We start from the raw sequence: 22,241 nt of genomic DNA on the forward strand, positions 1-22,241 counted from the left end.
GGCGACCGCGGCGCGGCGCCGCGCCCCGCCGTCGGTCCGTCTCTCGGCGCGTCTCTCGGCGCGTTTCTCGGCGCGTCTCGAAGTCCTGTGCGTGGGCACGGACGTGTCCATCGTGGTTCCCTTCCGTGGCGAACGGGTCGACGGGCGACGCTGCCGAGCGGCGACGACGCCCGCACCGGACCCTTCCCGGCGGGGGTGAACACGAGGTCGGCGCCGGGCGAACTCCGGCGAAACGGACGGCGACGGTTGCGGCGGGCGACAGGCGCGCGCAGGCGTCCGGCACGAGCAGAGTGCGGAGGGACGGTTCCCCCGGAGGGCCCGGACGACGAAGGCCGCCCACCACGAGGGTGGACGGCCTGGTCAGCAAGGGTGCGCCATCAGGGACTCGAACCCCGAACCCGCTGATTAAGAGTCAGCTGCTCTGCCAATTGAGCTAATGGCGCGCGAGAGGGAACACTACCAGCGGCCAGGACCGCCGCTCTCCGCGAGGAGAGCGGGCCCGCCCGCCGCGCCGGCTCTCGACCGGCACGGCTCGGGCCGCCCGCCATGCGGACGGCCCGATCGGTGGTGGTGCGCCATCAGGGACTCGAACCCCGAACCCGCTGATTAAGAGTCAGCTGCTCTGCCAATTGAGCTAATGGCGCGCGAGAGAAAACACTAGCAGCCGCGGGCGCGCCGGGAAAATCCGTTCCGCCCGCCCTCGTGTGACGTCGGCGACACGGGCCGGCGGGCCCGCGGAGCGGCTCCGGCTACAGGTACAGCCCTGTCGGGCCGTCCTCCTCGACCTCCTGCGAGACGGCGTGCACGTCGCGCTCGCGCAGCAGCACGAGGTCCTTGCCGCCGAGCTCGACCTCGGCGCGCTCGTCCGGGTCGAACAGCACGCGGTCCCCCACCGCGACCTGTCGCACGTGCTCACCGGCCGCGACGACGACGGCCCACGCGAGCCGCTTCGGCCCCACCGCGGTCGCGGGGATGACGAGACCCGCCGAGCTCTGCCGCTCGCTCGCGTCGACCTCCGGGTCGACGAGCAGGCGGTCGTGCAGCATCCGGATCGGCAGGTCGCTGGCGGCCGGCCGGGACGGCGACGGGCGGGACGAGGTGGTGGCGGGGGCGGACGTCGTCTTGCTCACAGCGACAACGCTACCGGTGCCGCCCACCCTCACCTACGCTCGAACCACACCCTGGCCGGACCGAAGGAGATCCATGTCCACGCGCCTCACCGTCGGCGACACCGCTCCCGACTTCTCCCTGCCCGCCGCCGACGGCAGCACCGTCACGCTGTCCGACCTGCGTGGCAAGCACGTCGTCGTCTACTTCTACCCCGCGGCCGGCACGCCCGGCTGCACGACGGAGGCGTGCGACTTCCGCGACAACCTCGCCTCGCTCCAGGGCGCGGGGTACTCGGTCGTCGGCGTCTCCCCCGACCCGGTCGACAAGATCGCCGCGTTCGTCGAGGCCGAGCACCTGACCTTCCCGCTCGTGTCGGACGAGGACAGGTCCGTCCTCGAGGCGTACGGCGCGTGGGGCGAGAAGAAGCTCTACGGCAAGACGGTCGTGGGCGTCATCCGCTCGACGGTCGTCGTCGACCCGGAGGGCAAGGTCGAGCTCGCGCAGTACAACGTGAAGGCCACGGGCCACGTCGCGAAGCTCCGTCGCGACCTCGGCATCGACCCGAGGTAGCGCACCCGGGCGGCGCCGTCCTGGCCCGGTGCGCGTCGAGCGACGCGCACCGGCCGCCAGGGCCGCGCCGCCCGCGCCGTAGACTGACCACCGCGCGCGAGTGGCGTAACTGGCAGCCGCGCCAGGTTTAGGTCCTGGTGTCCTCGGACGTGCGGGTTCGAGTCCCGCCTCGCGCACCGTTCCCGTCCCGCCGGAGCCCTCGTGGGGACCGCGTGGCGGCACTCGCGGATTCACCCGCACCCCATCTGGACGACCGTCCAGTTCGGTGTCTACCGTGGTGGCAGAGCCGGTGCCCGCACCACTTGCCCCCTGCCGGTACGGGCACCGGCTCCACACCCGCCACGCAGCGCCTGCGCGCGAGACGGCCCTCGACACCACGACGGCCCGGCACCCTCCGAGGGTGCCGGGCCGTCGTCCTGCGTGCGGGCTCAGGCGTCCTGAGCCGGGGAGCCGTCGCTCGCCTCGGCGATCTGACGACGCACGTCCTCCATGTCGAGGCCCTTCACGGCGTCGACGACCTGCTTGAGCGCCGGGGCCGGGAGGGCGCCGGGCTGGGAGAACACGAGGATGCCCTCCCGGAACGCCATGAGCGTCGGGATCGACGTGATGTTGGCGGCGGCCGCCAGGCCGCGCTCGGCCTCCGTGTCGATCTTGCCGTGCACGACGTCCGGGTTCTCCTCCGAGGACGCCTCGAAGACGGGCGCGAACATCTTGCACGGTCCGCACCAGTCGGCCCAGAAGTCGACCAGGACGATGTCGTTCTCCTTGATCGTCTGCTCGAACGTGGACTCGGTGAGCGTCTGCGTGGCCATGGATGTTCCTCCTGGGGCTATAGGGGTCTGCTTCGTAGAGCGCACACCCTGCCCCGAGTATTCCCCGCGCACGACCGCGCAGGCCCGGCGCGCGCACCCTCTACGCTGCCCCTGTGACGCACGCCACCTCCGCCCACCGGCTCTCGCGCGCCACGGTCGCGGGCTACGCCGCCGGGTCCGTCGGCACCGGCGGGTTCGGCACCCTGCCCGGCCTGGTCCTGCTCGTCTACCTCACCGACGCGCTCGCGGTCCCCGCCGCGGCCGCCGGCCTCATCGTCACGGGCGCCAAGGTGTGGGACGTCGTCGTCGACCCGTTCATCGGGTACGGGTCGGACCGGGACCTGGCTCGCACCGGCTCGCGCCGTCGCTTCATGACGCTGGGCGCCCTCACGCTGCCCGTGCTCTTCGCGCTGACGTTCGCGGTCCCGGCGGCCGCGGGCCCGACCGCCGCCGCGATCTGGGTGCTCGTCGCGTTCCTGCTGGCCGCGACCGCTTTCTCGCTCTTCCAGGTCCCGTACATCGCGCTCCCCGCGGAGCTCGACCCCACGTACGACGGCCGCACCCGCCTGCTCGCGTGGCGCGTCGCGACGCTCGCGTTCGCGATCCTCCTGTTCGGGGCGGGCGGACCGGCGCTGCGCGGTGACGGCGACTCCACGACGGGGTACCTGGTCATGGGCATCGTGTCGGGCGTCGTCATCGGGGCCGGGATGCTCGTGGCGGCGCGCGTCGCGCCCCGCGGCCGGGGCACGCCCGCTCCCCCGGCCGACGCTCCCGCGGCGCCCGCCGGTGCCGCCGCCGGGGCGACGGCGCCCTCCTCCGCCGCGCGCGCGTGGACCCTCGCCGTGCGCGAGGCGGTCGACGCGCTGCGCCGCTCGCGCCCGTTCCGCACGCTGCTCGCCGCGTTCGTGCTCCAGGCCGTCGCGACGGGGCTCATGCTCGCCGGGGCGGCGTACGTCGCGCGGTACGTGCTGCGCGACGAGGCGGCCGTCAGCTACCTCTTCGCCGCGCTCGTCGCGCCCGCGCTGCTCTGCATGCCGGTGTGGACGCGGCTCGCGCGCCGCGACGGCAAGGAGCGCGGGTTCGTCGTCGCGACCGTGCTGTTCGCGGTCGCCGCGCTCGGGATGGTCCCGCTCGTGTGGGCACCGGGCGCATGGGTCTACCTCCCGACGGCGCTCGCCGGCGTCGCGTACGCGGGCATGCAGGCGCTGCCGCTCGCGATGCTCCCCGACGCCATCGCGCACGACGCGCGGACGCACGGCGACGGCCGCGGCGGCGCCTTCAGCGGCGTGTGGACGGCGGGCGAGACGACGGGCATGGCGCTCGGCGCCGCGGTGCTCTCGCTCGTCCTGGGCGTCACCGGGTACGTGTCCACGCGGGCGGGCGAGACGGTCGACCAGCCCGCCGCCGCGGTGGACGGGATCGCGCTCTCCTTCTCGGTCGTGCCCGCCGCGCTCGTCCTGCTGAGCCTCGTCCCGCTCGTGCGCTACGGTCTGCGCAGGGGGGACATCGACGACACAGCACCGGAGCTGCCGCGTGACCACTCCCCGACCGACCGAGCCCGTGACTGACGCGGGAGCGAGCGCCCCCGGCGCCCTGCCGCGGCCCGCGGACGACGTGCCGCTGCGCACCGACGGGATCCTCGACCGGCTCGCCGCGCTCCGGGCCTCCGACGCCCCGACGCACGGCGGACGCGTGCTGTCCTACGTCTACGACCCCGGTCTCGCCGAGCTCGACGAGCTCGCCGCCGCCGCCGCACGGGCCGTCCAGCCGGTCAACGGTCTCGACCCCACGACGTTCACGTCGGTGGCCGTCATGGAGAGCGAGCTCCTCACGTTCGCGCGCACGATGCTGCACGGACCCGCCGACGGGCCCGACGCCGTCGTGGGCTCGGTGACGTCCGGCGGGACGGAGAGCTGCCTGCTCGCGGTGAAGATCGCGCGCGACGCGTTCCGCGCGCAGCACCCGGGCGCGCGTCCGCGCGTCGTGGCGCCCGTGAGCGTGCACGCCGCGTTCCGCAAGGCCGCGCAGCACCTCGACGTGGACCTCACGCTCGTCCCCGTCGACCCGGCGACGGGGACGCCCGCCGCCACCGACCTCGTCGCGGCGCTCGACGCCGACAACGTCGCGCTCGTCGTGGTGTCCGCGCCGTCCTACCCGCACGGCGTCGTCGACCCGGTCGCCGAGGTGGCCGCGGCGGCGGCCGCGCGCGGCGTGCCGGTGCACGTGGACGCGTGCGTCGGCGGCTGGGTGCTGCCGTTCTGGACCGCGGCCGGGGGCGAGGACGTGCCGCCGTTCGACTTCTCCGTGCCGGGCGTGACGAGCATCTCCGCGGACGTGCACAAGTACGGCTACGCGCCCAAGGGCGCGTCCGTCCTGCTCGTGCGCGGGCGCGACCGCCAGCGCCTCCAGTTCTTCGCGACCACGGGCTGGCCGGGGTACCCGGTCGTCAACCCCACCCTCTCCGGCTCCCGCTCGGCCGCGCCCCTCGCCGCGGCGTGGGCCGTGAGCCAGGCGCTCGGCACCGCCGGGTACACGGCCCTCACCGCGCGGTGCGTGCGCGCGACGCACGCCCTGCACGCGGCCGTGGACGCGATCGACGGGCTCCGCGTCGTCGGGCGCCCCACCGGCCCGCTCGTCGCCGTGGCGACCGACGAGTCCGTGCCGTCCGAGCGGCGCGTCGACCCGCACCTGTGGGCCGACGCCGTCCGGTCCCTCGGGTGGGTGCTCCAGCCCCAGCCCGGGCTCGTCCAGGCCGACGGCACGCGCCTGCCGCACACGACCCACCTCACGGTCACCCCCGTCACCGAGGCCGGCCTCGACGACCTCGTCGCGGCGCTCGGCGCGGGCGCCGACGCCGTCCGCGGGGCCGGGCGCCCCGACGTGGGCGGCGTGCTCGGCGCGCTCGCCGGTGCGCTCGCTCCCGACGGTGACGCCGCGCCCACCGCCGACGACGTGTGGGGGGCGCTCGCCGAGGTGCTCGCCGGAGGCGGCCGCACCGCGGAGGGCGACGACGACGCGCAGCGCGGCTCCGTGCTGCCCGACCGCCTCGCCCCGCTCATGGCCCTCATGGAGGTGCTGCCCGGTCCGGTCGCGGAGCGGGCGCTCGTGGAGATCGTGGCGCGCGTCTCCGAACCGCCCGCGGAGACGCCCGGCACCGCATGACGGCGCCGCGTGACGGCTGCGTGTGCGGCTGCGCCGTGGTGCGGCGCCGGGGGCGGACTCGCCCCGCCGCAGCGCTCGGGGTAGAACAGTCGCGTGACCGAAACCGCCGACTTCCCGCCCGACGACTTCTCCCACGAGAACCCGCGCCCCGCGGGCTGGCTCAGCCCGGAGGAGATCGCGGTGGCGCGCGCCCAGCTCCCGCTCGTCTACGTGGACGCCGTCCCGGTCCGGGTCGACGACTCGGGCGACGTGGTCGCGGTCGGCCTCCTGCTGCGCGTGACGCCCGAGGGCATGATGACGCGGGCCCTCGTCTCCGGCCGGGTCATGTTCCACGAGCGCATCCGCGACGCGCTGCTGCGGCACATCGAGAAGGACCTCGGCCCGGTCGCGCTGCCCCAGGTGCCCGCCTCGCCGCAGCCCTTCACGGTCGCGGAGTACTTCCCGACGCCGGGCATCACGTCGTACCACGACCCGCGCCAGCACGCGGTCTCGCTCGCGTACGTCGTGCCGGTGACGGGCGACTGCCGGCCGCAGCAGAACGCCCTCGAGCTCGCGTGGCTCACGCCCGAGCAGGCGTGCAGCGACGAGGTCCAGCTCGAGATGCGCGGCGGCCAGGGGGTGCTGCTGCGCCAGGCGATGGCGTACGTCGGCCGCCTGCCGTGACCGACGCGCCGCGCGTCCGGGCCGACGCGGGCCGGCACGTCGTGGCCCGCACCCTGCACGCGCTCGTCGCCGTCGCGGCGCTCACGGGCGTCGTCCTGGAGGTCGCGATCGCGCTCGTCGACGGTCCCGGCACGGCCCCGAGCCAGGCCGAGCGCCTCGTGCGCCTGTTCTCCTACTTCACGATCCAGTCGAACCTGCTCGTCGGGGTCGTCTCCGTCCTGCTCGCAGCGCGACCCGCGCGCGACGGGACCGTCTTCCGCGTCGCGCGCCTCGACGCGCTGCTGTGCATCGCGGTGACCGGGATCGTCTACAACACGGTGCTGCGCGGTCTGCAGGACCTGACGAGCGCCGGCCAGGTCTCGAACCTCCTGCTGCACCTCGTCGCGCCGCTGCTCGCGGTGGCCGCCTGGGGACTCGTGGGCCCGCGACCGCGGGTCGACGCCGCGACGGTCTGGTGGTCCGTCGCGTACCCGCTCGCGTGGATCGCGTACACGTTCGTCCGGGGCGCCGTCGTCGGCTGGTACCCCTACCCGTTCCTCGACGTGGGCGAGCTCGGCCTCGGCCGGGCGCTCCTCAACACCGCCGTCGTGGCGGTCGTCTTCCTCGCCCTCGCGTGGCTCGTGCGCCTCGTCGACTCCCGCCTGCGCCCCGCACCCTGACCCTGTCGCGCCCCGTCCGGGCGTCCGGGACCAAGGGCCCGGGCGCTCGTTCCCGTCGGCCCTGGGCGCCGCGCCCTCGGAGCCGGACGCTGGAGGGAGGGGACCCGTCCGGTCCGGACGGGCGGTCGACGAAGGGGTGAGCGCGATGGACGCCGCAGTGGTCTACGAGTCGATGTACGGCAACAGCGAGCGCGTCGCGCAGGCCATCGCGGAGGGTCTGTGCGAGACGGTGCGCGTCGAGGTCGTCGACGTGACCGACCCGGCCGCCCACCCGGACGCCCTGCGCCACGTGCAGCTGGTGGTCGCCGGCGGCCCGACCCACGCCCTGGGCATGACCCGCCCCGCGACCCGCGCCGAGGCGGTGCAGCGCGCGACGGGCCCGGTCTCCGACCGGGCGACCGGGCTGCGCGAGTGGGTGGAGTCCCTCCCGCCGCAGGACGAGGAGCGGCTCGCCGCGACGTTCGACACGCGCGCGACGAAGGTCCGCTCGCTCCCGGGCTCGGCGGCCCGCGGCGCCGCCAGGGCGATGCGCCGCGCGGGGTTCCGGCTCGTCGTCCCGTCCGCGTCGTTCTACGTCGGCGACGTCGAGGGACCCCTGGACGACGGCGAGCTCGACCGGGCGCGCGCGTGGGGTCGCGCGCTGGGCAAGGTGCTCGTCCCCGCGGGCAGCCCGGCCGAGGGCCGCTGACCCGGCGGCCCCGCCCGCGCCGCTCTCGTGGCGGCGGCAGGTCAGCCGAGCTCGAGCCGGGGCCAGTCGTCGAGGTCCTCGCGCATGCGGCGGTCGTGCGTCGCCACGACCACCGCCGCGGGCGTGACGCGCAGCGCCTGGGTGAGCTCGTCGACGAGGTCGATCGACAGGTGGTTGGTCGGCTCGTCGAGGACCAGCACGTGCGGCGCGGCCAGGAGCGCGCGGGCGAGGTCGAACCGGCGGCGCTGCCCCGCGGACAGCTCGCGCAGCGGGCGTTCCAGGTCCTCCTCCGTGAGCAGGCCGAGGAACGCGACGGGCACGAGATGCTCCGGGTCCAGGCGACCGGCGTCGAGCAGGTCGAGCGCCTCGCGCGCGTACTCGTCGAACCCGGTGCGGTCCTCCGCCTCCGGGGGCAGCGCCGGGCCCTCCTGCGCGACGACGCCCAGCCGCGCGCCGTCGACCACGGACCGCGTGCCGCGGTCGAGAGGCACCAGGCCCGCGAGCGCGGCGAGGAACGTCGACTTGCCGCTGCCGTTCGGCCCGGTCACGAGGAGGCGTCCCGAGGGCGGGAGCGCGACCCGGGTCCCGGGCAGGTCGAGGCGCGCGCCGCCGTCGGGCCCGACGCGCGGGCTGCGCAGCTCGAGCACCGGGTCGCCCGGCTCCCAACCGGGCGACATCGCGGGGAGCTCGGGGAACACGAGCTGGAGCGGCGGCACGGGCACCTCGACGGCCTCGGCCTCGAGCTGCTGGAGGCGCCGGTCCGCGGCCTTGACGTGGATCCGGGCGCGCGTCGCGCGGCGGTGCTTCTGGCTGCCCTTGGGCGGGCGCCACTCGTCGGACAGCCCTTCGTACGACGCGTCGAGCACCGCGGCGAGCTTCTCCGCACGCTTCTGCTCCGCCCGGAACCGCTGCCGCCACCGGTGCAGCGCCTGGTTCTTCGCGAACCGGTAGGAGAGGTAGCCCGGCTGCCCGTAGAGCACCGGCTTCCCGTCCATCGCCGGGTCGAGGTCGAGGATCTCGGTCGCGACGTCGTCGAGCAGCTGCCGGTCGTGCGTCACCATCACCACGCCGCCCCGCCACGCGACGAGCTCGCCGGTGAGGAAGTCGATCCCGCCGGTGTCGAGGTGGTTCGTCGGCTCGTCGAGGAGGAGCAGGTCGGCGCGCTCGGCGAGCCGGCACGCGAGCCGCACGCGGTAGCGCTCGCCGACGGACAGGGTCGCGAGCTCGCGGTCTCGGTCGCGGCACGCACCGAGGCGCGAGAGCGCGACGTCGACCCGGCGGTCCGCGTCCCACACGGCGAGGTGCTCGGCGCGGGCGAGGATGTCCGTGAGCTCGGCGAGGTCGCCCGCCTCGTGGTCGAAGTCGCGGGCCGCCGCCTCGAGCTCGGCGGCGACCGCCCGCAGCCCGCTCAGCGTCGCGGCGACGAGCGTGCCGACCGTCTGGCCCGGCGCGATGGCGAGCTCCTGCTCGACGAGCGCGAGCGAGCCCGCGCGGCGCACCTCCCCGCGGCCGGGCGCGAGGCCGCCCGAGAGCACGTGCAGGAGCGTCGACTTGCCCGTGCCGTTCTCCCCCACGACCCCGAGCCGCGTCCCGGCGGCGACGCGCAGCCCGACCCCGTCGAGGACGGGACGTCCGGGGTAGGCGAAGGCGAGGTCGTCGGCGGCGAGGTGCACGGGGACCACCCTATGTTCCGCGAGATCGACCCGGCCGTCGCCGGATCGACCTCCCGAGGGTAGATCTCGGCCGTGCGGGTCGATCTCGCGGGCGGGGTACCGTCGGGAGCATGACCGACCTCGCGCCCACCGGACCGCGCGCTCGTCGCCCCGGGCTCGTCCTGCTCGCCGCGCTCGCCGACGTCGCGTGCGTCCTCGCGCTCGCGACCGGCGGCCTCGCGACGCACTCCGCCGACGAGGGCCTGGCCCGGCTGCTCGTCGTGGCGTGGCCGTTCGCCGCGGGCACCGCGCTGGGCTGGCTCGTCACGCGCGCGTGGCGTCGCCCGTGGGCCCTGTGGCCGACGGGCGTGGTCGTCTGGGGCTGCACGTGGGCGCTGGGCGTCCTGCTCCGCGTGCTCACCGACCAGGGCGTGGCCCCGGCCTTCCAGCTCGTGTCGTTCGGGTTCCTCGCGGTGACGATGCTCGGCTGGCGCGGCGTGGTCGCGCTCGTCGGCGTGCTGCGGCCGGGCGACCGCCGACGCCGCGAGCGCGAGCTCGCCGGCCGCCCCCTACCGCGCTGAGAGCGCCGCGACGACGTCCGGCGCGAGAGCGCGGAACGCCTTGCCCCGGTGGCTGATCGCGTTCTTCTCCGCCGGGCTCAGCTCGGCCGCGGAGCGGTCCGCCCCTGCCTCCGGCTGCTCGTCCGGCAGGAGGATCGGGTCGTAGCCGAACCCGTTCGCGCCGCGCGGCGCCGTGAGCAGGGTCCCGCGCATCTCCCCCGTGCGCACGACCTCCGTGCCGTCGGGCGTCACGAGCGCCGCGGCGCACACGAACCCGGCCGCGCGGTGCTCGGCGCGCACGTCGCCGAGCTGCGCGAGCAGGAGCTCGAGGTTCGCGACGTCGTCGCCGTGCCGCCCGGCCCAGCGCGCCGAGAAGATGCCCGGCGCGCCGCCCAGCACGTCGACGGCGAGACCGGAGTCGTCCGCGACGGCCGGCAGCCCCGTGGCCGCGGCCAGGGCGCGCGCCTTGATGAGCGCGTTCTCGGCGAACGTCACGCCGTCCTCGACCGGCTCGGGCGCACCGACGTCGCCCGCCCCGACGATCGCCCCGGGCGCGAGCTCGAGGCCGGGGTGCGCGTCGAGCTCCGCCGCGAGGATCGCGCGCAGCTCGGCGATCTTCCCCGGGTTGTGCGTCGCGAGGACGAGGCGCGCGCCGTCGGGCACGACGACGCCCGTCGCCCCGGGTGCGCCGCTCACCGCGCGTCCGCCGCGAGCGCCGCGCGCTGGATCGCGGTGAGGTCGGCGGTGCCGGCCACCGCGAGGTCGAGCAGCGCGTCGAGCTCGGCGCGGTCGAACGGGGCGTGCTCCGCGGTGCCCTGGACCTCGACGAACGTCCCCGACCCCGTGACGACGACGTTCATGTCCGTCTCGGCGCGGACGTCCTCGACGTACGGGAGGTCGAGCATGGGCGTGCCGTCGATGATGCCGACGCTCACGGCCGCGACGGAGTCGGTCAGCACGGGCTTGCCGCCCTTGATGTGGCCGTGCCGCTGGCCCCACGCGACGGCGTCGGCGAGCGCGACGTAGGCGCCGGTGATCGCGGCGGTGCGCGTGCCGCCGTCGGCCTGGAGGACGTCGCAGTCCAGCACGATCGTGTTCTCGCCGAGCGCGGAGACGTCGATGATGGCGCGCAGGGACCGGCCGATGAGGCGGGAGATCTCGTGCGTGCGCCCGCCGATCTTGCCCTTCACCGACTCGCGCTGGCTGCGCTCGTTCGTCGCGCGCGGGAGCATCGCGTACTCGGCGGTGACCCAGCCCTCGCCCGACCCCTTGCGCCAGCGCGGCACGCCCTCGGTGAACGACGCCGCGCACAGCACGCGCGTGCGGCCGAACTCGACGAGCACGCTGCCCTCGGCCTGGTCGAGCCAGTTGCGGGTGATGGTCACGGGGCGGAGCTGGTCGGGCGTGCGGCCGTCGGCGCGGAGGGGCGCGGCCGTGCCCGTGGACGAGGAGGGGGTGGTCATGCCGCCACCCTACCGACCGCCGGCCGACCGCTGAGCGCGGGAATCCGTCGCGCCGTCCGGGGCCGACCGCGACGAGCTCCCGCACTCGGCGGTCAGAGGTCGAAGACCGCGCCCGTCGTCGCGACGTCGACCGGGCCGGCGTACGTCTCGCGCGCCTCGGCGCGCGAGCGCTCGGGGTCGTTCCACGCGGGCAGGTGCGTGAGCACGAGCCGGCGCGCGCCCGCCGCCGTCGCGACCTCGCCCGCGCGCCGCCCCGTGAGGTGGATGCCCCGCTCGACGCCGTCGTCGCGGCCCTCGTGGAACGCCGCCTCCGACAGCAGCAGGTCGGCGTCGCGCGCGAGCTCCACCACGCCGTCGCACGCGTCCGTGTCTCCCGTGTACGCGAGGACGGCGCTCTCCCCCGGGCGCAGCGTCGACGGCCCGGTGACACGCACCCCGTACGCCTCGACCGGGTGGAACACGCGGTACGGCTCGAGGACGAGCGGGCCCACCCGGACCGGCGCGCCCGGCTCCCACGTGCGCACGTCGAGCTCCTCCGTCACGCCGTCGCCCGGCTCCGCGCCGTACGCCGCCTCGATGCGGGCGGCCGTGCCCGCGGGGCCCAGCACGGTGAGCCGGCTCGGCACGCCCGTGCGGGTCGAGCCGCGCACCGGGTGGTAGCGCAGGTAGACGTACAGGCCGCACACGTCGACGAAGTGGTCCGGGTGCAGGTGGGACAGTCCCACCGCATCGAGGTCGAGCAGGTCGACGAACCGCTGGAGCGCGCCCAGCGAGCCGTTGCCCAGGTCCAGCACGACGTTCCAGTCGCGCGCCTCGAAGCCCGCGGCCGCGGCCTCCGCGGCGGGGACCTGGACCAGGTACGACGACGCGGGCGACGCCGGGCCCGCGAACGACCCGGAGCACCCGACCGTGACGAGACGCATCAGGCCGCCTCCACGCTCAGCACCTCGGGGCCGAGGAACCGGCGCGCGAGGTGCTCGAACGGCTCCGCGCTCCCCGTCGCGAGGAACCGGTGCCGCGGCGGCCCCGCGTCCCGCGAGCGCTCGAGGTCGTGCGCGACGAGCGTGCGGTACACGTCCTTCGCCGTCTCCTCCGCGCTCGATACGAGCGTGACCTCGTCGCCCATGACGTACGAGATGGCGCCCGTCAGCAGCGGGTAGTGCGTGCACCCGAGCACGAGCGTGTCCACGCCCGCGGCCTTCACCGGGTCCAGGTAGCGGTGCGCGACCTCCAGCACCTCGGGGCCCGACGTCACGCCCTGCTCGACCAGCGGCACGAACTCGGGGCACGCCTGGGTCGTCAGGGTCAGGCCGGGGGTCACGGCGAACGCGTCCTCGTACGAGCGCGACGTGATCGTGGCCCGCGTCCCGATGACGCCGATGCGGCCCGACCGCGTCGCGGCCACGGCGCGGCGCGCCGCCGGGAGGATCACCTCGACGACCGGGAGCCCGTGGCGCTGCGTGTACCGCTCGCGCGCGTCGCGCAGCACCGCGGACGAGGCGGAGTTGCACGCGATGACGAGCATCTTCACGCCGTCGTCGACGAGCTGGTCCATGATCGCCAGCGCCATCGCCCGGACCGCCGCGAGCGGCTTCGGCCCGTACGGGCTGTTCGCGGTGTCCCCGATGTAGAGGAGGGCCTCGTTGGGGAGCTGGTCGAGGATCGAGCGAGCCACGGTCAGGCCACCCACGCCCGAGTCGAAGATCCCGATGGGAGCGTCGTTCACCCGGCCGAGCCTACTGTCGCCGTCCCGCGCGAGGCGCCCCGAACCACGCGTACGTGGCTGTGGCAGCGCCCACAGGCCCCGGGCACGCTCAGTCCCGCGGCTCGGGGCGCGGACCGCCGCGCCCCGCCCGCAGGTCCGCGAGCATGCCGTCGACGAGCGACTCCTGGAGCAGCCCCGTGAGGAGGAACACGCTCACGAGAAAGCGGCGCGGCGCACCACCCACCTCGCCGTCGTCGGGGCCGTCGTCGCCCTCGCGGTCCAGCTCGTCGTAGAGGCCCTCCACCTGCTCGTCCGTGCGCAGCCCCAGGCGCTCGGCCAGGACGAGGCGCACGTCGGTCAGCGCGCCCGCGACGTCCTCCGCCTCCTCGCGCCCGACGACGAACGGCGCCGCCTCGGCCGGCTCGGAGTCCACGAGCATCCGGCCGAGCAGCACCAGCCGCCCCACCTTGCGCGCCGCCAGGTCGTCCTGCGTGAAGCGCCGGAACTCGTGCGCCACCTCGACGTCGTCGGACGCGTCCGGGAGCAGACGGCGCACGGCCGGGTCCGGCGGCGGCGTCGCCTCCGACCCGCCGCCGCCGGGCGTCGGGCCGGTCCAGCCCGGGGGCGACCACGCGTCGTCGGGCACGGCACGGCCCGGTGCGTCCGGCGCGCGCCCGGGCACGCCCTCCTGGAGCATCTGGGCGACGTCGCCCGCGAGCTGGGCCAGCACGATCCGCTCCGACGGCTCGAGCTCGGCGACGTACCCGTGCGCCTCCGCGCGGAACGGCCTCACTGCTCGCCGTCCTTCTGGAGCGTCGCCCACAGCCCGAACGAGTGCATCGCCTGCACGTCGACCTCCATGCGCTCGCGGTCGCCCGTCGACACGACGGCCCGGCCCTCCCGGTGCACCTGCATCATCAGCTCGTGGGCCCGCGCGGTCGAGTACCCGAAGTACGACTCGAACACGTACGCGACGTAGCTCATGAGGTTGACCGGGTCGTTCCACACGAGCGTGACCCACGGGCTGTCGAGCCGGGTCTCCTCCTCGGAGCGGACCGCCTCCTCGGGCACGGTCAAGGACGCCCGCGCGACCGCGGGACGGGTGAAGATCGGGTGGGGTCTCACGTGACCACTGTATTCGCGAGCCTGTCGGCACCCACCGCGGCGGTCGCTGCCCTACGGTATTCCGCATGAGCCTCGCCGACCCGGGCAGCGTCGCCCTCCCCGCGACCGACAGCGCTGCCCCCTCCGCCTCGCCGACGCACCGGTCGACGTACCAGCCGGCGTACCAGCCGGCCTCGTCGACGGCGCTCCTCACCGACCGCTACGAGCTGACGATGCTCCAGGCCGCGCTCGCCGACGGCACCGCGGGCCGGCACTGCCTGTTCGAGGTCTTCACGCGCCGCCTCCCGCCCGGTCGCCGGTACGGCGTCCTCGCCGGGACCGGACGGGTGCTCGAGGCGCTGTCGGCGTTCCGCTTCTCCGCGCAGGAGCTCGACTGGCTCCACGCGCAGTCCGTCGTCGACGACCGCACCCTCGAGTTCCTCGCCGGCTACCGCTTCACGGGCACGATCACCGGATACCCCGAGGGCGAGGTCTTCTTCCCCCAGTCTCCCGTCATGACCGTCGAGGGCACGTTCGCCGAGGCGGTGCTGCTCGAGACCCTCGTGCTGTCGATCCTCAACTACGACTCGGCCGTCGCGTCCGCCGCGTCCCGCATGACGAGCGCCGCCGTCGAGCGCCCGTGCCTCGAGATGGGCGCGCGGCGCGCGCACGAGCAGGCGGCCGTCGCCGCGGCGCGGGCCGCCGTCGTCGGCGGGTTCGCCGGGACGTCCAACCTCGAGGCGGGCCGCCGGTACGGCCTCGACACCATCGGCACCGCCGCGCACGCCTTCACGCTCCTGCACGACGACGAGGAGTCCGCCTTCGCCTCGCAGGTCGCCTCCCTCGGCCCCGGCACCACGCTGCTCGTCGACACCTACGACGTGCGCCGCGGCGTCGAGAACGCCGTCAAGGCGGCCGGTGGCCGCCTCGGCGCCGTCCGGCTCGACTCCGGGGACCTCGGCGTCCTCGCCGTCGAGGTGCGCCGCCAGCTCGACGCCCTCGGCGCGCACGACACGAAGATCACCGTGACCTCCGACCTCGACGAGTACGCCATCGCGTCGCTCGCCGCCGCACCCGTCGACTCCTACGGCGTCGGCACGTCCCTGGTCACCGGCTCCGGCGCCCCCACGTGCGGCATGGTCTACAAGCTCGTCGCCCGCGCCGACTCCACCGGCGTGCTCCAGCCCGTCGCCAAGGCGTCCACCGCCAAGACGAGCACCGGCGGCCGCAAGTGCGCCGCACGCCGCTACGACGCCGACGGGCGCGCGGTCGAGGAGGTCGTCGTCTCCGGCGACGACCTCGCCGTCCAGGAGTGGGAGCCCGACGACGTCGACCTGCGCCGGCTCCAGGTGCCGCTCGTCGTCGACGGCGCCGTCGACTCGCGCTGGGTCGGGTCGTACGGCGTCGAGAACGCCGCGCACCGCCACCGCGAGGCGCGCGCCGAGCTGCCGCGCGGCGCGCGTCGCCTCTCCGCCGGCGACCCGGCGATCCCGACGGTCGTGCACACGCTGTCCTGACGCGACCGGCACCCGGCACCGCCGGGCGACGCGCGGCTATCGCTTGCCGACGAACCAGCCGCGCACCGTCGCGACCCGCGCGCCGAGCTGCTCGACCGTCGCGAGCGGGACCTCGGGACCTCCGCAGCGGCGCCGGAGCTCGGTGTGCACCGACCCGTGCGGCTGCCCGCTGCGGCGCGACCACGCCGAGACGAGCTGCTGGAGCTCCTTGCGGAGCTCCGCGGCGCGCCGGTGGTCCATCTCGGCACGCTCGCGCTCCGCGGACTGCGTGGTGCGGGAGCGCGCGCTCATCTGGTCGGCCTGCCGCTGGCGCAGGAGGGTCGTGACCTGGTCCGCGTCGAGCAGACCGGGCAGCCCGAGGAAGTCGAGCTCCTCGTCCGAGCCGACGTCCGCGCCCGTGCCGAACTCGCCGCCGTCGAACAGCACGCGGTCGAACGACGCCTGCGCCTCGAGCGCCTCGAAGGAGCCCTGGACGAGCTCGCCCGACGCCTTGTCCTCGCGGTTCGCCTCAGCGAGCAGCGCGTCCTCGGGGTTGAACCCCTCGCCCTGCTCCTCCGCGGTGAGCGGCCGGTCCAGCGCATGGTCGCGCTCGAGCTCGAGCCCGTTCGCGAGCTCGAGCAGGTGGGGCACGCTGGGCAGGAACACCGACGCCGTCTCGCCGCGCTTGCGGGCACGCACGAACCGCCCGACGGCCTGCGCGAAGAACAGGGGCGTCGCGGTCGAGGTCGCGTACACGCCCACCGCGAGCCGCGGGACGTCGACGCCCTCCGACACCATGCGGACGGCGACCATCCAGCGCGCGTCGCCGTCGGAGAACTCCTCGATGCGGCTGCTCGCGCCGTCGTCGTCGGACAGGACGACCGTCGGCGACTTCCCGGTGATGCGCGCGAGGTGGCCCGCGTACGCGCGCGCGTCCGTCTGGTCGGTGGCGATGACGAGGCCGCCCGCGTCGGGGATCGCCCGCCGGACCTCGGTCAGCCGCTTGTCCGCCGCCGCGAGGACCGACGGGATCCACTCGCCGTTCGGGTCCAGCGCGGTGCGCCACGCCTGCCCCGTCATGTCCTTGGTGAGCGCCTCGCCGAGACGGGCGCTCACCTCGTCGCCGGCCTTGGTGCGCCAGCGCATGTTGCCCGAGTAGGAGAGGAACAGCACCGGGCGCACGACGTGGTCGCGCAGGGCGTCGCCGTACCCGTACGTGTAGTCGGCGCGCGACCGCCGGATGCCGTCCGGACCGCGCTCGTACTCGACGAACGGGATGGCCGCGGTGTCCGAGCGGAAGGGCGTGCCCGTGAGCGCCAGGCGCCGGGTCGCGTCCTCGAACGCCTCGCGCACCGCCTCGCCCCACGACAGCGCGTCGCCGCCGTGGTGCACCTCGTCGAGGATGACGAGCGTGCGGTCGGCCGTCGTGCGCGCCGCGTGCAGCGCCGGCTTCGCGGCGATCTGCGCGTACGTGAGCGCGACGCCGTCGTAGTGCGCGCCGTGCCGGCCCTGGCTGTTGCGGAAGTTCGGGTCGATCCGGATGCCGACGCGGGCCGCGGCGTCGGCCCACTGGTGCTTGAGGTGCTCGGTCGGGGCGACGACGGTCACGCGCCGCACCACGCCCTGCTCCAGGAGCTCGGTCGCGACGCGCAGCGCGAACGTCGTCTTGCCCGCGCCGGGCGTCGCGACGGCGAGGAAGTCGCGCGGCGAGCGCGTGCGGTACAGCTCGAGCGCCTCGGCCTGCCAGGCACGCAGCTTGGACGCCGAGCCCCACGGGGCGCGCCGCGGGAACGCGGGCGAGAGGTGCGACGCCGCAGCGGACGACGGGCTCTGGGGCGCCGGCGGCGAGGTCCTGCTGCTACGGGAGTCGGGGGCGGAGTGACCGGTGGACGTCGTGTGGTGCTCCGCGCTCACTTGCCGGAGTCACCCTCGCCGTCCTGCGGGTCTCGCAGTCCCTCGTAGATCTCCTTGCACGTGGGGCACACGGGGAACTTGTTCGGGTCACGACCGGGCACCCAGACCTTGCCGCACAGTGCGATCACCGGCTTGCCGGAGAGCGCCGACTGCATGATCTTCTCCTTGCGCACGTAGTGCGCGAAGCGTTCGTGGTCGCCGGGCTCGGTCTGCTCGCGCGTCTCCTCGCGCTCGAGCACCCCGGTCGACGTGCCGGTCGTCGGCTCGGTCGCAGGGGTCCGGAACGGGTCCTCGGGACCCCCGGGTGGCGTGCTCGCGCGCAGTTCGATCATGGAGGGAAGTCTACGTCGCGCAGGTGACGGTCGAGCCGGGCCGCCCGACACGCGGCCCGGGCGCCGGCGCGTGCCTGTGGGGCGGCTCCCGCCCCACAGGCACCCGGCTCATGCTGCGCAGCTCACCGACGGGTTGCCGCTCACGACGTGCCACTCGAGGATGCTCTGGCGCCCCGTGTAGACGCGGTGCTGTGTGCCGATCTTGCTGCTCGCGTAGAGCTGACCGCCCTGGGGCGGGTACACCCGGACCTTGAACGGCGAGGAGGACGTGAAGTACACCGTCCGCCCTGAGGGGCAGGTCACGCCCCCGTTGGCGTGGGCCGCACCGACCGGCCCGACAGCGAGACCGAGGACGAGACCTGCGCCAAGGACGAGACCGGCAAGCTTCTTCTTCATCGAGATGACCCCCTTCGACATGGCACCGGCGTTGGTGCCACGAGAACTCTCGCAGGCGCGGTATCAGAGAGCAAGACTTTGTCAGCAGATATTACAGAACGCGAGGTCGTGGCTGACTGGGGTGCTCGTCGACGCCCGTGACGACGGCACGACGAAGCCCGCCGACGCGACGGCCCAGGGGCGTGGACCGCGCGCCGACGGGCGGCTCGGTGTCGCGGGAGCTCCCGCGAGGCGTCGTCGACCCGTCGGGTCAGAGGCCCTGCCAGTCGGGCTTGGACGCGTACGTCTGGCGGTAGTAGTCCCCCAGCTGCAGGCGCGAGGCCGCCGCGTCGTCGACCAGGACCGTGGCGTGCGGGTGCATCTGCATGATCGTCGCGGGCCACATCGCGCTGATCGGACCCTCCACGAGCTGGTGCACCGCCTCCGCCTTGCCCTTGCCCGTGGCCAGCAGCACCAGGTGCCGCGCCGACATGATCGTGGCCAGACCCTGCGTCAGGCAGTGCCGCGGCACCCGCTCCACGTCGTCACCGAAGAACCGCGCGTTGTCCTCACGCGTCTGGGCCGTCAACGTCTTGATCCGCGTGCGCGACGCCAGCGACGAGCCCGGCTCGTTGAACGCGATGTGCCCGTCCGTCCCGATCCCCAGGATCTGCAGGTCCACACCCCCCGCCCCCGCGATCGCGTCCTCATAGGCCGCGCACGCCGCCACCAGGTCCGCCGCGTTGCCGTCCGGACCCTGCACCGCACCCGGGGCGAAGTCCACCCGCGAGGCGATCTCGGTCTCGATCACGTTGCGGTACCGCTGCGGATGATCGACCGGCAACCCCACGTACTCGTCCAGCATGAACGCCCGCACCCCCGCGAACGACAACCCGTCCTGCACATGCCGCCGCACCAGCTCGTCGTACACCTTCAACGGCGACGAACCCGTCGCCAACCCCAGCACCGCCCCCGGCCCCGACCGCACCACCGCCTCCACGGCATCCGCAGCCAGCACCGCCAACCGCTCCGCCGGAGCGATCACGACCTCCATCACAACACCTTTCGACGGCCGACGAGGGCAGCACCCACGGCGGCGACCGGGACGTCCGACGGAGCGAGGGAGACCCGCTCCGAGAGACGCAACGAGGACAGGAAGGGGGACGTGCTCGACTGCGCATCGAGCGCGTCGCGGACCGCGTCCAACAGCGGCTGGCCCAGCGCGGACACGCCGCCGCCGAGCACCACGTGGCGCACGTCCACCGTCAGCTCGAGGATCCGCACGGCGGACGCGACGGCGGACGCGAACTCGTCCTTGATGCGGATCGCGTCCGGGTCGCCCGCGGCCGCAGCCTCGAAGAGCTCGGCCGGGGCCGGTCGGCCGTGCCGGGACGGCCAGCGCGCCGACACGGCGGAGCCCGACGCGTAGACCTCCACGCACCCGCGCTGCCCGCACGCGCACTCCGGCCCGCGCGGGTCGATCGGGATGTGCCCGATCTCGCCCGCGGCGCCGCTCACGCCCCGGCGCAGCTCGCCGCCGAGCACGATGCCGGCCGCGAGCCCGGTGCCGAGCGCGAGGAACGCCAGGTCCTCGCCCTCCGCGCCGCGCAGGTGCGAGGCACCGAGGGCGGCGACGTTGAGGTCGTTGTCGACCTGGACCGGGACACCGCCGAGCTCGGCGGACAGCGCCTCGGCGAGCCCGAAGCGTCCGCCCTCGATACCGAGGTTCACCGCGTGCATGACGGAGCCGTCGGCGGGGTCCACCAGCCCGGGGACCCCGACGCCGACGCCCTCGACGTCCGCGAGGTCACCGCAGGCGCGGCGGACCAGCTCGCGGACCGCGCGCGCCGCGCTGGACACGACGCCCTCCGGTCCGCGCACCGTCGGCAGGCGCAGCGTCTCGCGCGCGACCCCGTCGGGGCCGAGGAAGGCCGCGAGCACCTTGGTGCCGCCGATGTCGAGGCCCACCGCGCTCCCCGGGCCCACGGGGCCGCGTCGTGACGCGGCCCCGGGCCCGGGGCGTCCGGCCAGGGCTGCGGCCGCCTCCCCGTCGAGCGAGGCAGCCGTGCTCAGGTCGCTCACGTCAGCCCTTCACCGCACCCGAGACGAGGCCACCGGTCATCCTGCCTTGGACGATGACGAAGAAGATGACCACCGGGATCGCCACGATGACAGAGCCGGCCATCAGCGCTCCCCAGTTCGTCGCCATCGTCGCCTGCTGGAACGTGCGCAACCAGACCGGCAGCGTCATGGACTCCGGCCGGGACATGATGATCAGCGCCATGAGGAACTCGTTCCACGCCTGGATGAACGCGAAGACACCGGTGGCGACGAGACCGGGCGCGAGCAGGGGGAACGTCACCTTCCAGAACGCCTTCGGGCGTGAGCACCCGTCGATCATGGCCGCTTCCTCGAGCTCCGCCGGCACACCTTGGACGAAGCCGCGCAAGGTCCAGATCGTGAACGGCAGCACCGCGGAGATGTAGACGAACGCCAGTCCGGTGATCGTGTTGAGCATCTGCCAGCCGTCGATGATCCGGAAGATCGAGATCATCATGGCCTCGCCGGGGATCATCTGGATCACGAGGAGCGCGACGATGAACGACTTGCGCCCCTTGAACGAGAAGCGCGTGATCGCGAGCGAGGCGAGGAAGCCCAGGATCATCGACACGACCAGCGTGATGAGCGTGACGGTGATCGAGTTGACCATCGCGGGCGGCAGCGGCGCACGACGGTCGTCGGTCCACACGTTCACGTAGTTGTTCAGCGTGAAGACGTCTGGGGTCGGGAAGAAGTGCAGGTCCGTCCCACGGATGAGGTTCGTCGGCAGGAACGACGTGTTGATCATCCAGTAGACGGGGAATGCCGACGCGACGAAGACGACGATCGCGATGACCGAGTAGACGATGTTCGCCGCGCGCTTCTTGCTCTGTCCCTCGCGCCGCGTCTTCTGGCCGCCGCGCGCGGGAACCGCGGCGCGCGAGACGGGGATCGTCGGGGTGGAGATGGTGCTCACAGTTCTTCCTCCCGGACGGTCCGGCGCACGTAGTAGAACGAGATGCCGAGCATGATGAAGACGAAGATGACGGCGATCGCGCCGGCGACACCGTAGTGCCCCTGCGCCATGCCCATCTGGTAGATGTACACGCCGATCGTGTTCGTCTTCTCGCGGTCGCCACCGATGCCCTGCAGGGCGTAGACCTGCGTGAAGACGCGCAGGTCCCAGATGATCGACAGCACGATCAGCACCGTGTAGATGCTCCGCACGTAGGGCACCATGATGAGACGGAACCGCTGGAACGGCGTCGCACCGTCGAGCTGCGCGGCCTCGAGGACCTCGCCCGGCACCTGTGTCAGGCCGGCGTACAGCGTGAACGCCACGAACGGCACCGCGCCCCACACGATGATGAGCGTGAGGATGAGGAAGAACTGCATCGGGTCGAGGAGCCACGGGTGGCCCATCCAGTTGTTCCCGGTGATCTTCGTGAGGAAGTTGTTGACGACGCCGTACTCGGTGTCGAACAGCCACCCCCAGACGATGGTGCCGGCGAGGGGCGGCATCGCCCACGCGAGCAGCAGCCCGACCGAGACGAGCAGCCGGAAGCCCTTGTTGAGGCGCATCATGAGCAGCGCGACGAGCGTGCCGAGCAGCATCGTGAGGGCGACCCAGATCACCATCAGGACGAAGCTGCGCAGCAGGACGGTCCAGAACCCGTCGACGTCGGTGAGGACCTGTACGTAGTTGTCCAGGCCTACCCACTCGGCCGGCACGCCCATGAGCTGGGCGCGCTCGTACTCCTGGAAGGACATGACGAACAGCCGGACCAGTGGGTAGCCGACCATGACACCCAGCAGGACGAGGCTGGGGACCAGCAGAGTCCACGGCAGGACCGGTGGACGCCGCTTCTTGGGGGGCCGCACGGACGCGTGCGGGGACGCCGTCCGGGGCTCAAGAGTGGTAGAGCTCATTTCCTCA

General features: G+C 74.2%; 24 protein-coding genes and 3 tRNA genes. 9 read left to right on the forward strand and 18 right to left on the reverse strand.

Annotated elements, in window-relative coordinates; all coding sequences use genetic code 11:
* Window positions 1–370: 370 nt before the first annotated feature.
* The 3 genes from ACZ4MO_RS03370 to ACZ4MO_RS03380 all read right to left on the reverse strand — a co-directional run bounded on the left by ACZ4MO_RS03370 (window position 371) and on the right by ACZ4MO_RS03380 (window position 1,130).
* Window positions 371–443, reverse strand: a tRNA-Lys gene (locus ACZ4MO_RS03370).
* Window positions 444–568: 125 nt separating this feature from the next.
* Window positions 569–644 (reverse strand) — tRNA-Lys (locus tag ACZ4MO_RS03375).
* 105 nt (window positions 645–749) lie between these two features.
* Complete coding sequence (locus ACZ4MO_RS03380) at window positions 750–1,130, reverse strand: GroES family chaperonin (protein WP_499278601.1); 381 nt, start codon at window positions 1,128–1,130, stop codon at window positions 750–752.
* A 73-nt stretch (window positions 1,131–1,203) separates the two neighbouring features.
* Between ACZ4MO_RS03380 and bcp the strand changes: the two genes are divergently transcribed.
* Both bcp and ACZ4MO_RS03390 read left to right on the forward strand, forming a co-directional pair.
* Entirely contained in the window at window positions 1,204–1,680 is a 477-nt protein-coding gene (gene bcp, locus ACZ4MO_RS03385) for a thioredoxin-dependent thiol peroxidase (protein WP_061268538.1), read from the forward strand.
* 94 nt (window positions 1,681–1,774) lie between these two features.
* Window positions 1,775–1,856, forward strand: a tRNA-Leu gene (locus ACZ4MO_RS03390).
* A 252-nt stretch (window positions 1,857–2,108) separates the two neighbouring features.
* On the opposite strand, the gene trxA is transcribed toward ACZ4MO_RS03390, so the two are convergent.
* Window positions 2,109–2,492, reverse strand: a complete 384-nt coding sequence (gene trxA / locus ACZ4MO_RS03395) for a thioredoxin (RefSeq protein ID WP_043652553.1) — start codon at window positions 2,490–2,492, stop codon at window positions 2,109–2,111.
* Between the two features lie 113 nt (window positions 2,493–2,605).
* On the opposite strand from trxA, the gene ACZ4MO_RS03400 reads away from it, so the two are divergent.
* From ACZ4MO_RS03400 to ACZ4MO_RS03420, 5 genes are all read left to right on the forward strand, one after another.
* Entirely contained in the window at window positions 2,606–4,060 is a 1,455-nt protein-coding gene (locus ACZ4MO_RS03400; protein WP_175008078.1) for an MFS transporter, read from the forward strand.
* Window positions 4,026–5,654 (forward strand): pyridoxal phosphate-dependent decarboxylase family protein, encoded by a 1,629-nt coding sequence (locus ACZ4MO_RS03405; protein ID WP_499278602.1) that lies wholly within the window; start codon window positions 4,026–4,028, stop codon window positions 5,652–5,654. The genes ACZ4MO_RS03400 and ACZ4MO_RS03405 overlap by 35 nt, the downstream gene beginning before the upstream one ends.
* 93 nt (window positions 5,655–5,747) lie before the next feature.
* Entirely contained in the window at window positions 5,748–6,317 is a 570-nt protein-coding gene (locus ACZ4MO_RS03410; protein WP_043652560.1) for an NUDIX hydrolase family protein, read from the forward strand.
* Window positions 6,314–6,976, forward strand: coding sequence for a Pr6Pr family membrane protein (locus ACZ4MO_RS03415; protein WP_186810353.1), 663 nt, complete (start codon window positions 6,314–6,316; stop codon window positions 6,974–6,976). Before ACZ4MO_RS03410 ends, ACZ4MO_RS03415 begins: the two co-directional genes overlap by 4 nt.
* Window positions 6,977–7,121: 145 nt before the next feature.
* Complete coding sequence (locus ACZ4MO_RS03420; RefSeq protein ID WP_086151454.1) at window positions 7,122–7,664, forward strand: flavodoxin domain-containing protein; 543 nt, start codon at window positions 7,122–7,124, stop codon at window positions 7,662–7,664.
* A 41-nt stretch (window positions 7,665–7,705) separates the two neighbouring features.
* Here ACZ4MO_RS03420 and ACZ4MO_RS03425 read toward each other — a convergent pair whose 3' ends face one another.
* Window positions 7,706–9,337, reverse strand: coding sequence for an ATP-binding cassette domain-containing protein (locus ACZ4MO_RS03425; protein WP_175008076.1), 1,632 nt, complete (start codon window positions 9,335–9,337; stop codon window positions 7,706–7,708).
* A 110-nt stretch (window positions 9,338–9,447) separates the two neighbouring features.
* On the opposite strand from ACZ4MO_RS03425, the gene ACZ4MO_RS03430 reads away from it, so the two are divergent.
* The gene (locus tag ACZ4MO_RS03430; RefSeq protein WP_175008075.1) at window positions 9,448–9,897 is read left to right on the forward strand and encodes a DUF3054 family protein; all 450 of its coding nucleotides are present in this window, start codon (window positions 9,448–9,450) and stop codon (window positions 9,895–9,897) included.
* Here the strand turns inward: ACZ4MO_RS03430 and rdgB are convergent.
* The 6 genes from rdgB to clpS form a co-directional block, all read right to left on the reverse strand.
* A complete protein-coding gene (gene rdgB, locus ACZ4MO_RS03435) occupies window positions 9,886–10,572 on the reverse strand; it encodes an RdgB/HAM1 family non-canonical purine NTP pyrophosphatase (protein WP_175008074.1) in 687 nt (228 codons plus the stop codon). The two genes, ACZ4MO_RS03430 and rdgB, sit on opposite strands and share 12 nt — an antisense overlap.
* The gene (rph, locus tag ACZ4MO_RS03440) at window positions 10,569–11,339 is read right to left on the reverse strand and encodes a ribonuclease PH (RefSeq protein WP_175008073.1); all 771 of its coding nucleotides are present in this window, start codon (window positions 11,337–11,339) and stop codon (window positions 10,569–10,571) included. The genes rdgB and rph overlap by 4 nt, the downstream gene beginning before the upstream one ends.
* A gap of 92 nt (window positions 11,340–11,431) precedes the next feature.
* Window positions 11,432–12,262, reverse strand: coding sequence for an MBL fold metallo-hydrolase (locus ACZ4MO_RS03445; RefSeq protein ID WP_175008072.1), 831 nt, complete (start codon window positions 12,260–12,262; stop codon window positions 11,432–11,434).
* Window positions 12,262–13,065 (reverse strand): glutamate racemase, encoded by an 804-nt coding sequence (murI, locus tag ACZ4MO_RS03450; protein WP_031316087.1) that lies wholly within the window; start codon window positions 13,063–13,065, stop codon window positions 12,262–12,264. The genes ACZ4MO_RS03445 and murI overlap by 1 nt, the downstream gene beginning before the upstream one ends.
* 88 nt (window positions 13,066–13,153) lie before the next feature.
* Window positions 13,154–13,837 (reverse strand): DUF2017 family protein, encoded by a 684-nt coding sequence (locus ACZ4MO_RS03455; RefSeq protein ID WP_175008071.1) that lies wholly within the window; start codon window positions 13,835–13,837, stop codon window positions 13,154–13,156.
* Window positions 13,834–14,121: an ATP-dependent Clp protease adapter ClpS gene (clpS, locus tag ACZ4MO_RS03460; protein ID WP_209827769.1), complete on the reverse strand. Its 288-nt coding sequence runs from the start codon at window positions 14,119–14,121 to the stop codon at window positions 13,834–13,836. Before clpS ends, ACZ4MO_RS03455 begins: the two co-directional genes overlap by 4 nt.
* Before the next feature lie 260 nt (window positions 14,122–14,381).
* On the opposite strand from clpS, the gene ACZ4MO_RS03465 reads away from it, so the two are divergent.
* Window positions 14,382–15,665, forward strand: coding sequence for a nicotinate phosphoribosyltransferase (locus ACZ4MO_RS03465; protein ID WP_499278631.1), 1,284 nt, complete (start codon window positions 14,382–14,384; stop codon window positions 15,663–15,665).
* A gap of 36 nt (window positions 15,666–15,701) precedes the next feature.
* Here the strand turns inward: ACZ4MO_RS03465 and ACZ4MO_RS03470 are convergent, their stop codons facing one another.
* The 7 genes from ACZ4MO_RS03470 to ACZ4MO_RS03500 all read right to left on the reverse strand — a co-directional run bounded on the left by ACZ4MO_RS03470 (window position 15,702) and on the right by ACZ4MO_RS03500 (window position 22,234).
* Entirely contained in the window at window positions 15,702–17,399 is a 1,698-nt protein-coding gene (locus ACZ4MO_RS03470) for a DEAD/DEAH box helicase (RefSeq protein WP_499278632.1), read from the reverse strand.
* Between the two features lie 155 nt (window positions 17,400–17,554).
* Window positions 17,555–17,797: a DUF3039 domain-containing protein gene (locus ACZ4MO_RS03475; protein ID WP_114554089.1), complete on the reverse strand. Its 243-nt coding sequence runs from the start codon at window positions 17,795–17,797 to the stop codon at window positions 17,555–17,557.
* Window positions 17,798–17,998: 201 nt separating this feature from the next.
* Entirely contained in the window at window positions 17,999–18,307 is a 309-nt protein-coding gene (locus tag ACZ4MO_RS03480; protein ID WP_175008067.1) for a hypothetical protein, read from the reverse strand.
* Between the two features lie 229 nt (window positions 18,308–18,536).
* Complete coding sequence (gene nagB / locus ACZ4MO_RS03485) at window positions 18,537–19,319, reverse strand: glucosamine-6-phosphate deaminase (protein WP_175008066.1); 783 nt, start codon at window positions 19,317–19,319, stop codon at window positions 18,537–18,539.
* On the reverse strand, window positions 19,319–20,347 hold the full coding sequence (locus tag ACZ4MO_RS03490; RefSeq protein ID WP_255437027.1) for an ROK family protein: 1,029 nt from the start codon (window positions 20,345–20,347) through the stop codon (window positions 19,319–19,321). The genes nagB and ACZ4MO_RS03490 overlap by 1 nt, the downstream gene beginning before the upstream one ends.
* Window position 20,348: 1 nt before the next feature.
* Window positions 20,349–21,281 carry a carbohydrate ABC transporter permease gene (locus ACZ4MO_RS03495; protein WP_499278603.1) on the reverse strand — a complete coding sequence of 311 codons (933 nt, stop codon included), beginning with the start codon at window positions 21,279–21,281 and terminating at the stop codon, window positions 20,349–20,351.
* Window positions 21,278–22,234 (reverse strand): ABC transporter permease subunit, encoded by a 957-nt coding sequence (locus tag ACZ4MO_RS03500; protein WP_175008065.1) that lies wholly within the window; start codon window positions 22,232–22,234, stop codon window positions 21,278–21,280. Before ACZ4MO_RS03500 ends, ACZ4MO_RS03495 begins: the two co-directional genes overlap by 4 nt.
* Between the last annotated feature and the right edge of the window lie 7 nt (window positions 22,235–22,241).

The sequence above is a fragment of the Sphaerisporangium cinnabarinum genome (genome assembly GCF_055567015.1).

Bases quoted from the DNA above. Each gene is read 5' to 3' on its own strand.
- bcp (WP_061268538.1), top strand. From the start codon at position 1,204: ATGTCCACGCGCCTCACCGTCGGCGACACCGCTCCCGACTTCTCCCTG.
- trxA (WP_043652553.1), bottom strand. From the start codon at position 2,492: ATGGCCACGCAGACGCTCACCGAGTCCACGTTCGAGCAGACGATCAAG.
- ACZ4MO_RS03420 (WP_086151454.1), top strand. From the start codon at position 7,122: ATGGACGCCGCAGTGGTCTACGAGTCGATGTACGGCAACAGCGAGCGC.
- ACZ4MO_RS03430 (WP_175008075.1), top strand. From the start codon at position 9,448: ATGACCGACCTCGCGCCCACCGGACCGCGCGCTCGTCGCCCCGGGCTC.
- rph (WP_175008073.1), bottom strand. From the start codon at position 11,339: ATGACCACCCCCTCCTCGTCCACGGGCACGGCCGCGCCCCTCCGCGCC.
- ACZ4MO_RS03445 (WP_175008072.1), bottom strand. From the start codon at position 12,262: ATGCGTCTCGTCACGGTCGGGTGCTCCGGGTCGTTCGCGGGCCCGGCG.
- ACZ4MO_RS03465 (WP_499278631.1), top strand. From the start codon at position 14,382: ATGCTCCAGGCCGCGCTCGCCGACGGCACCGCGGGCCGGCACTGCCTG.
- ACZ4MO_RS03480 (WP_175008067.1), bottom strand. From the start codon at position 18,307: ATGTCGAAGGGGGTCATCTCGATGAAGAAGAAGCTTGCCGGTCTCGTC.
- nagB (WP_175008066.1), bottom strand. From the start codon at position 19,319: ATGGAGGTCGTGATCGCTCCGGCGGAGCGGTTGGCGGTGCTGGCTGCG.
- ACZ4MO_RS03500 (WP_175008065.1), bottom strand. From the start codon at position 22,234: ATGAGCTCTACCACTCTTGAGCCCCGGACGGCGTCCCCGCACGCGTCC.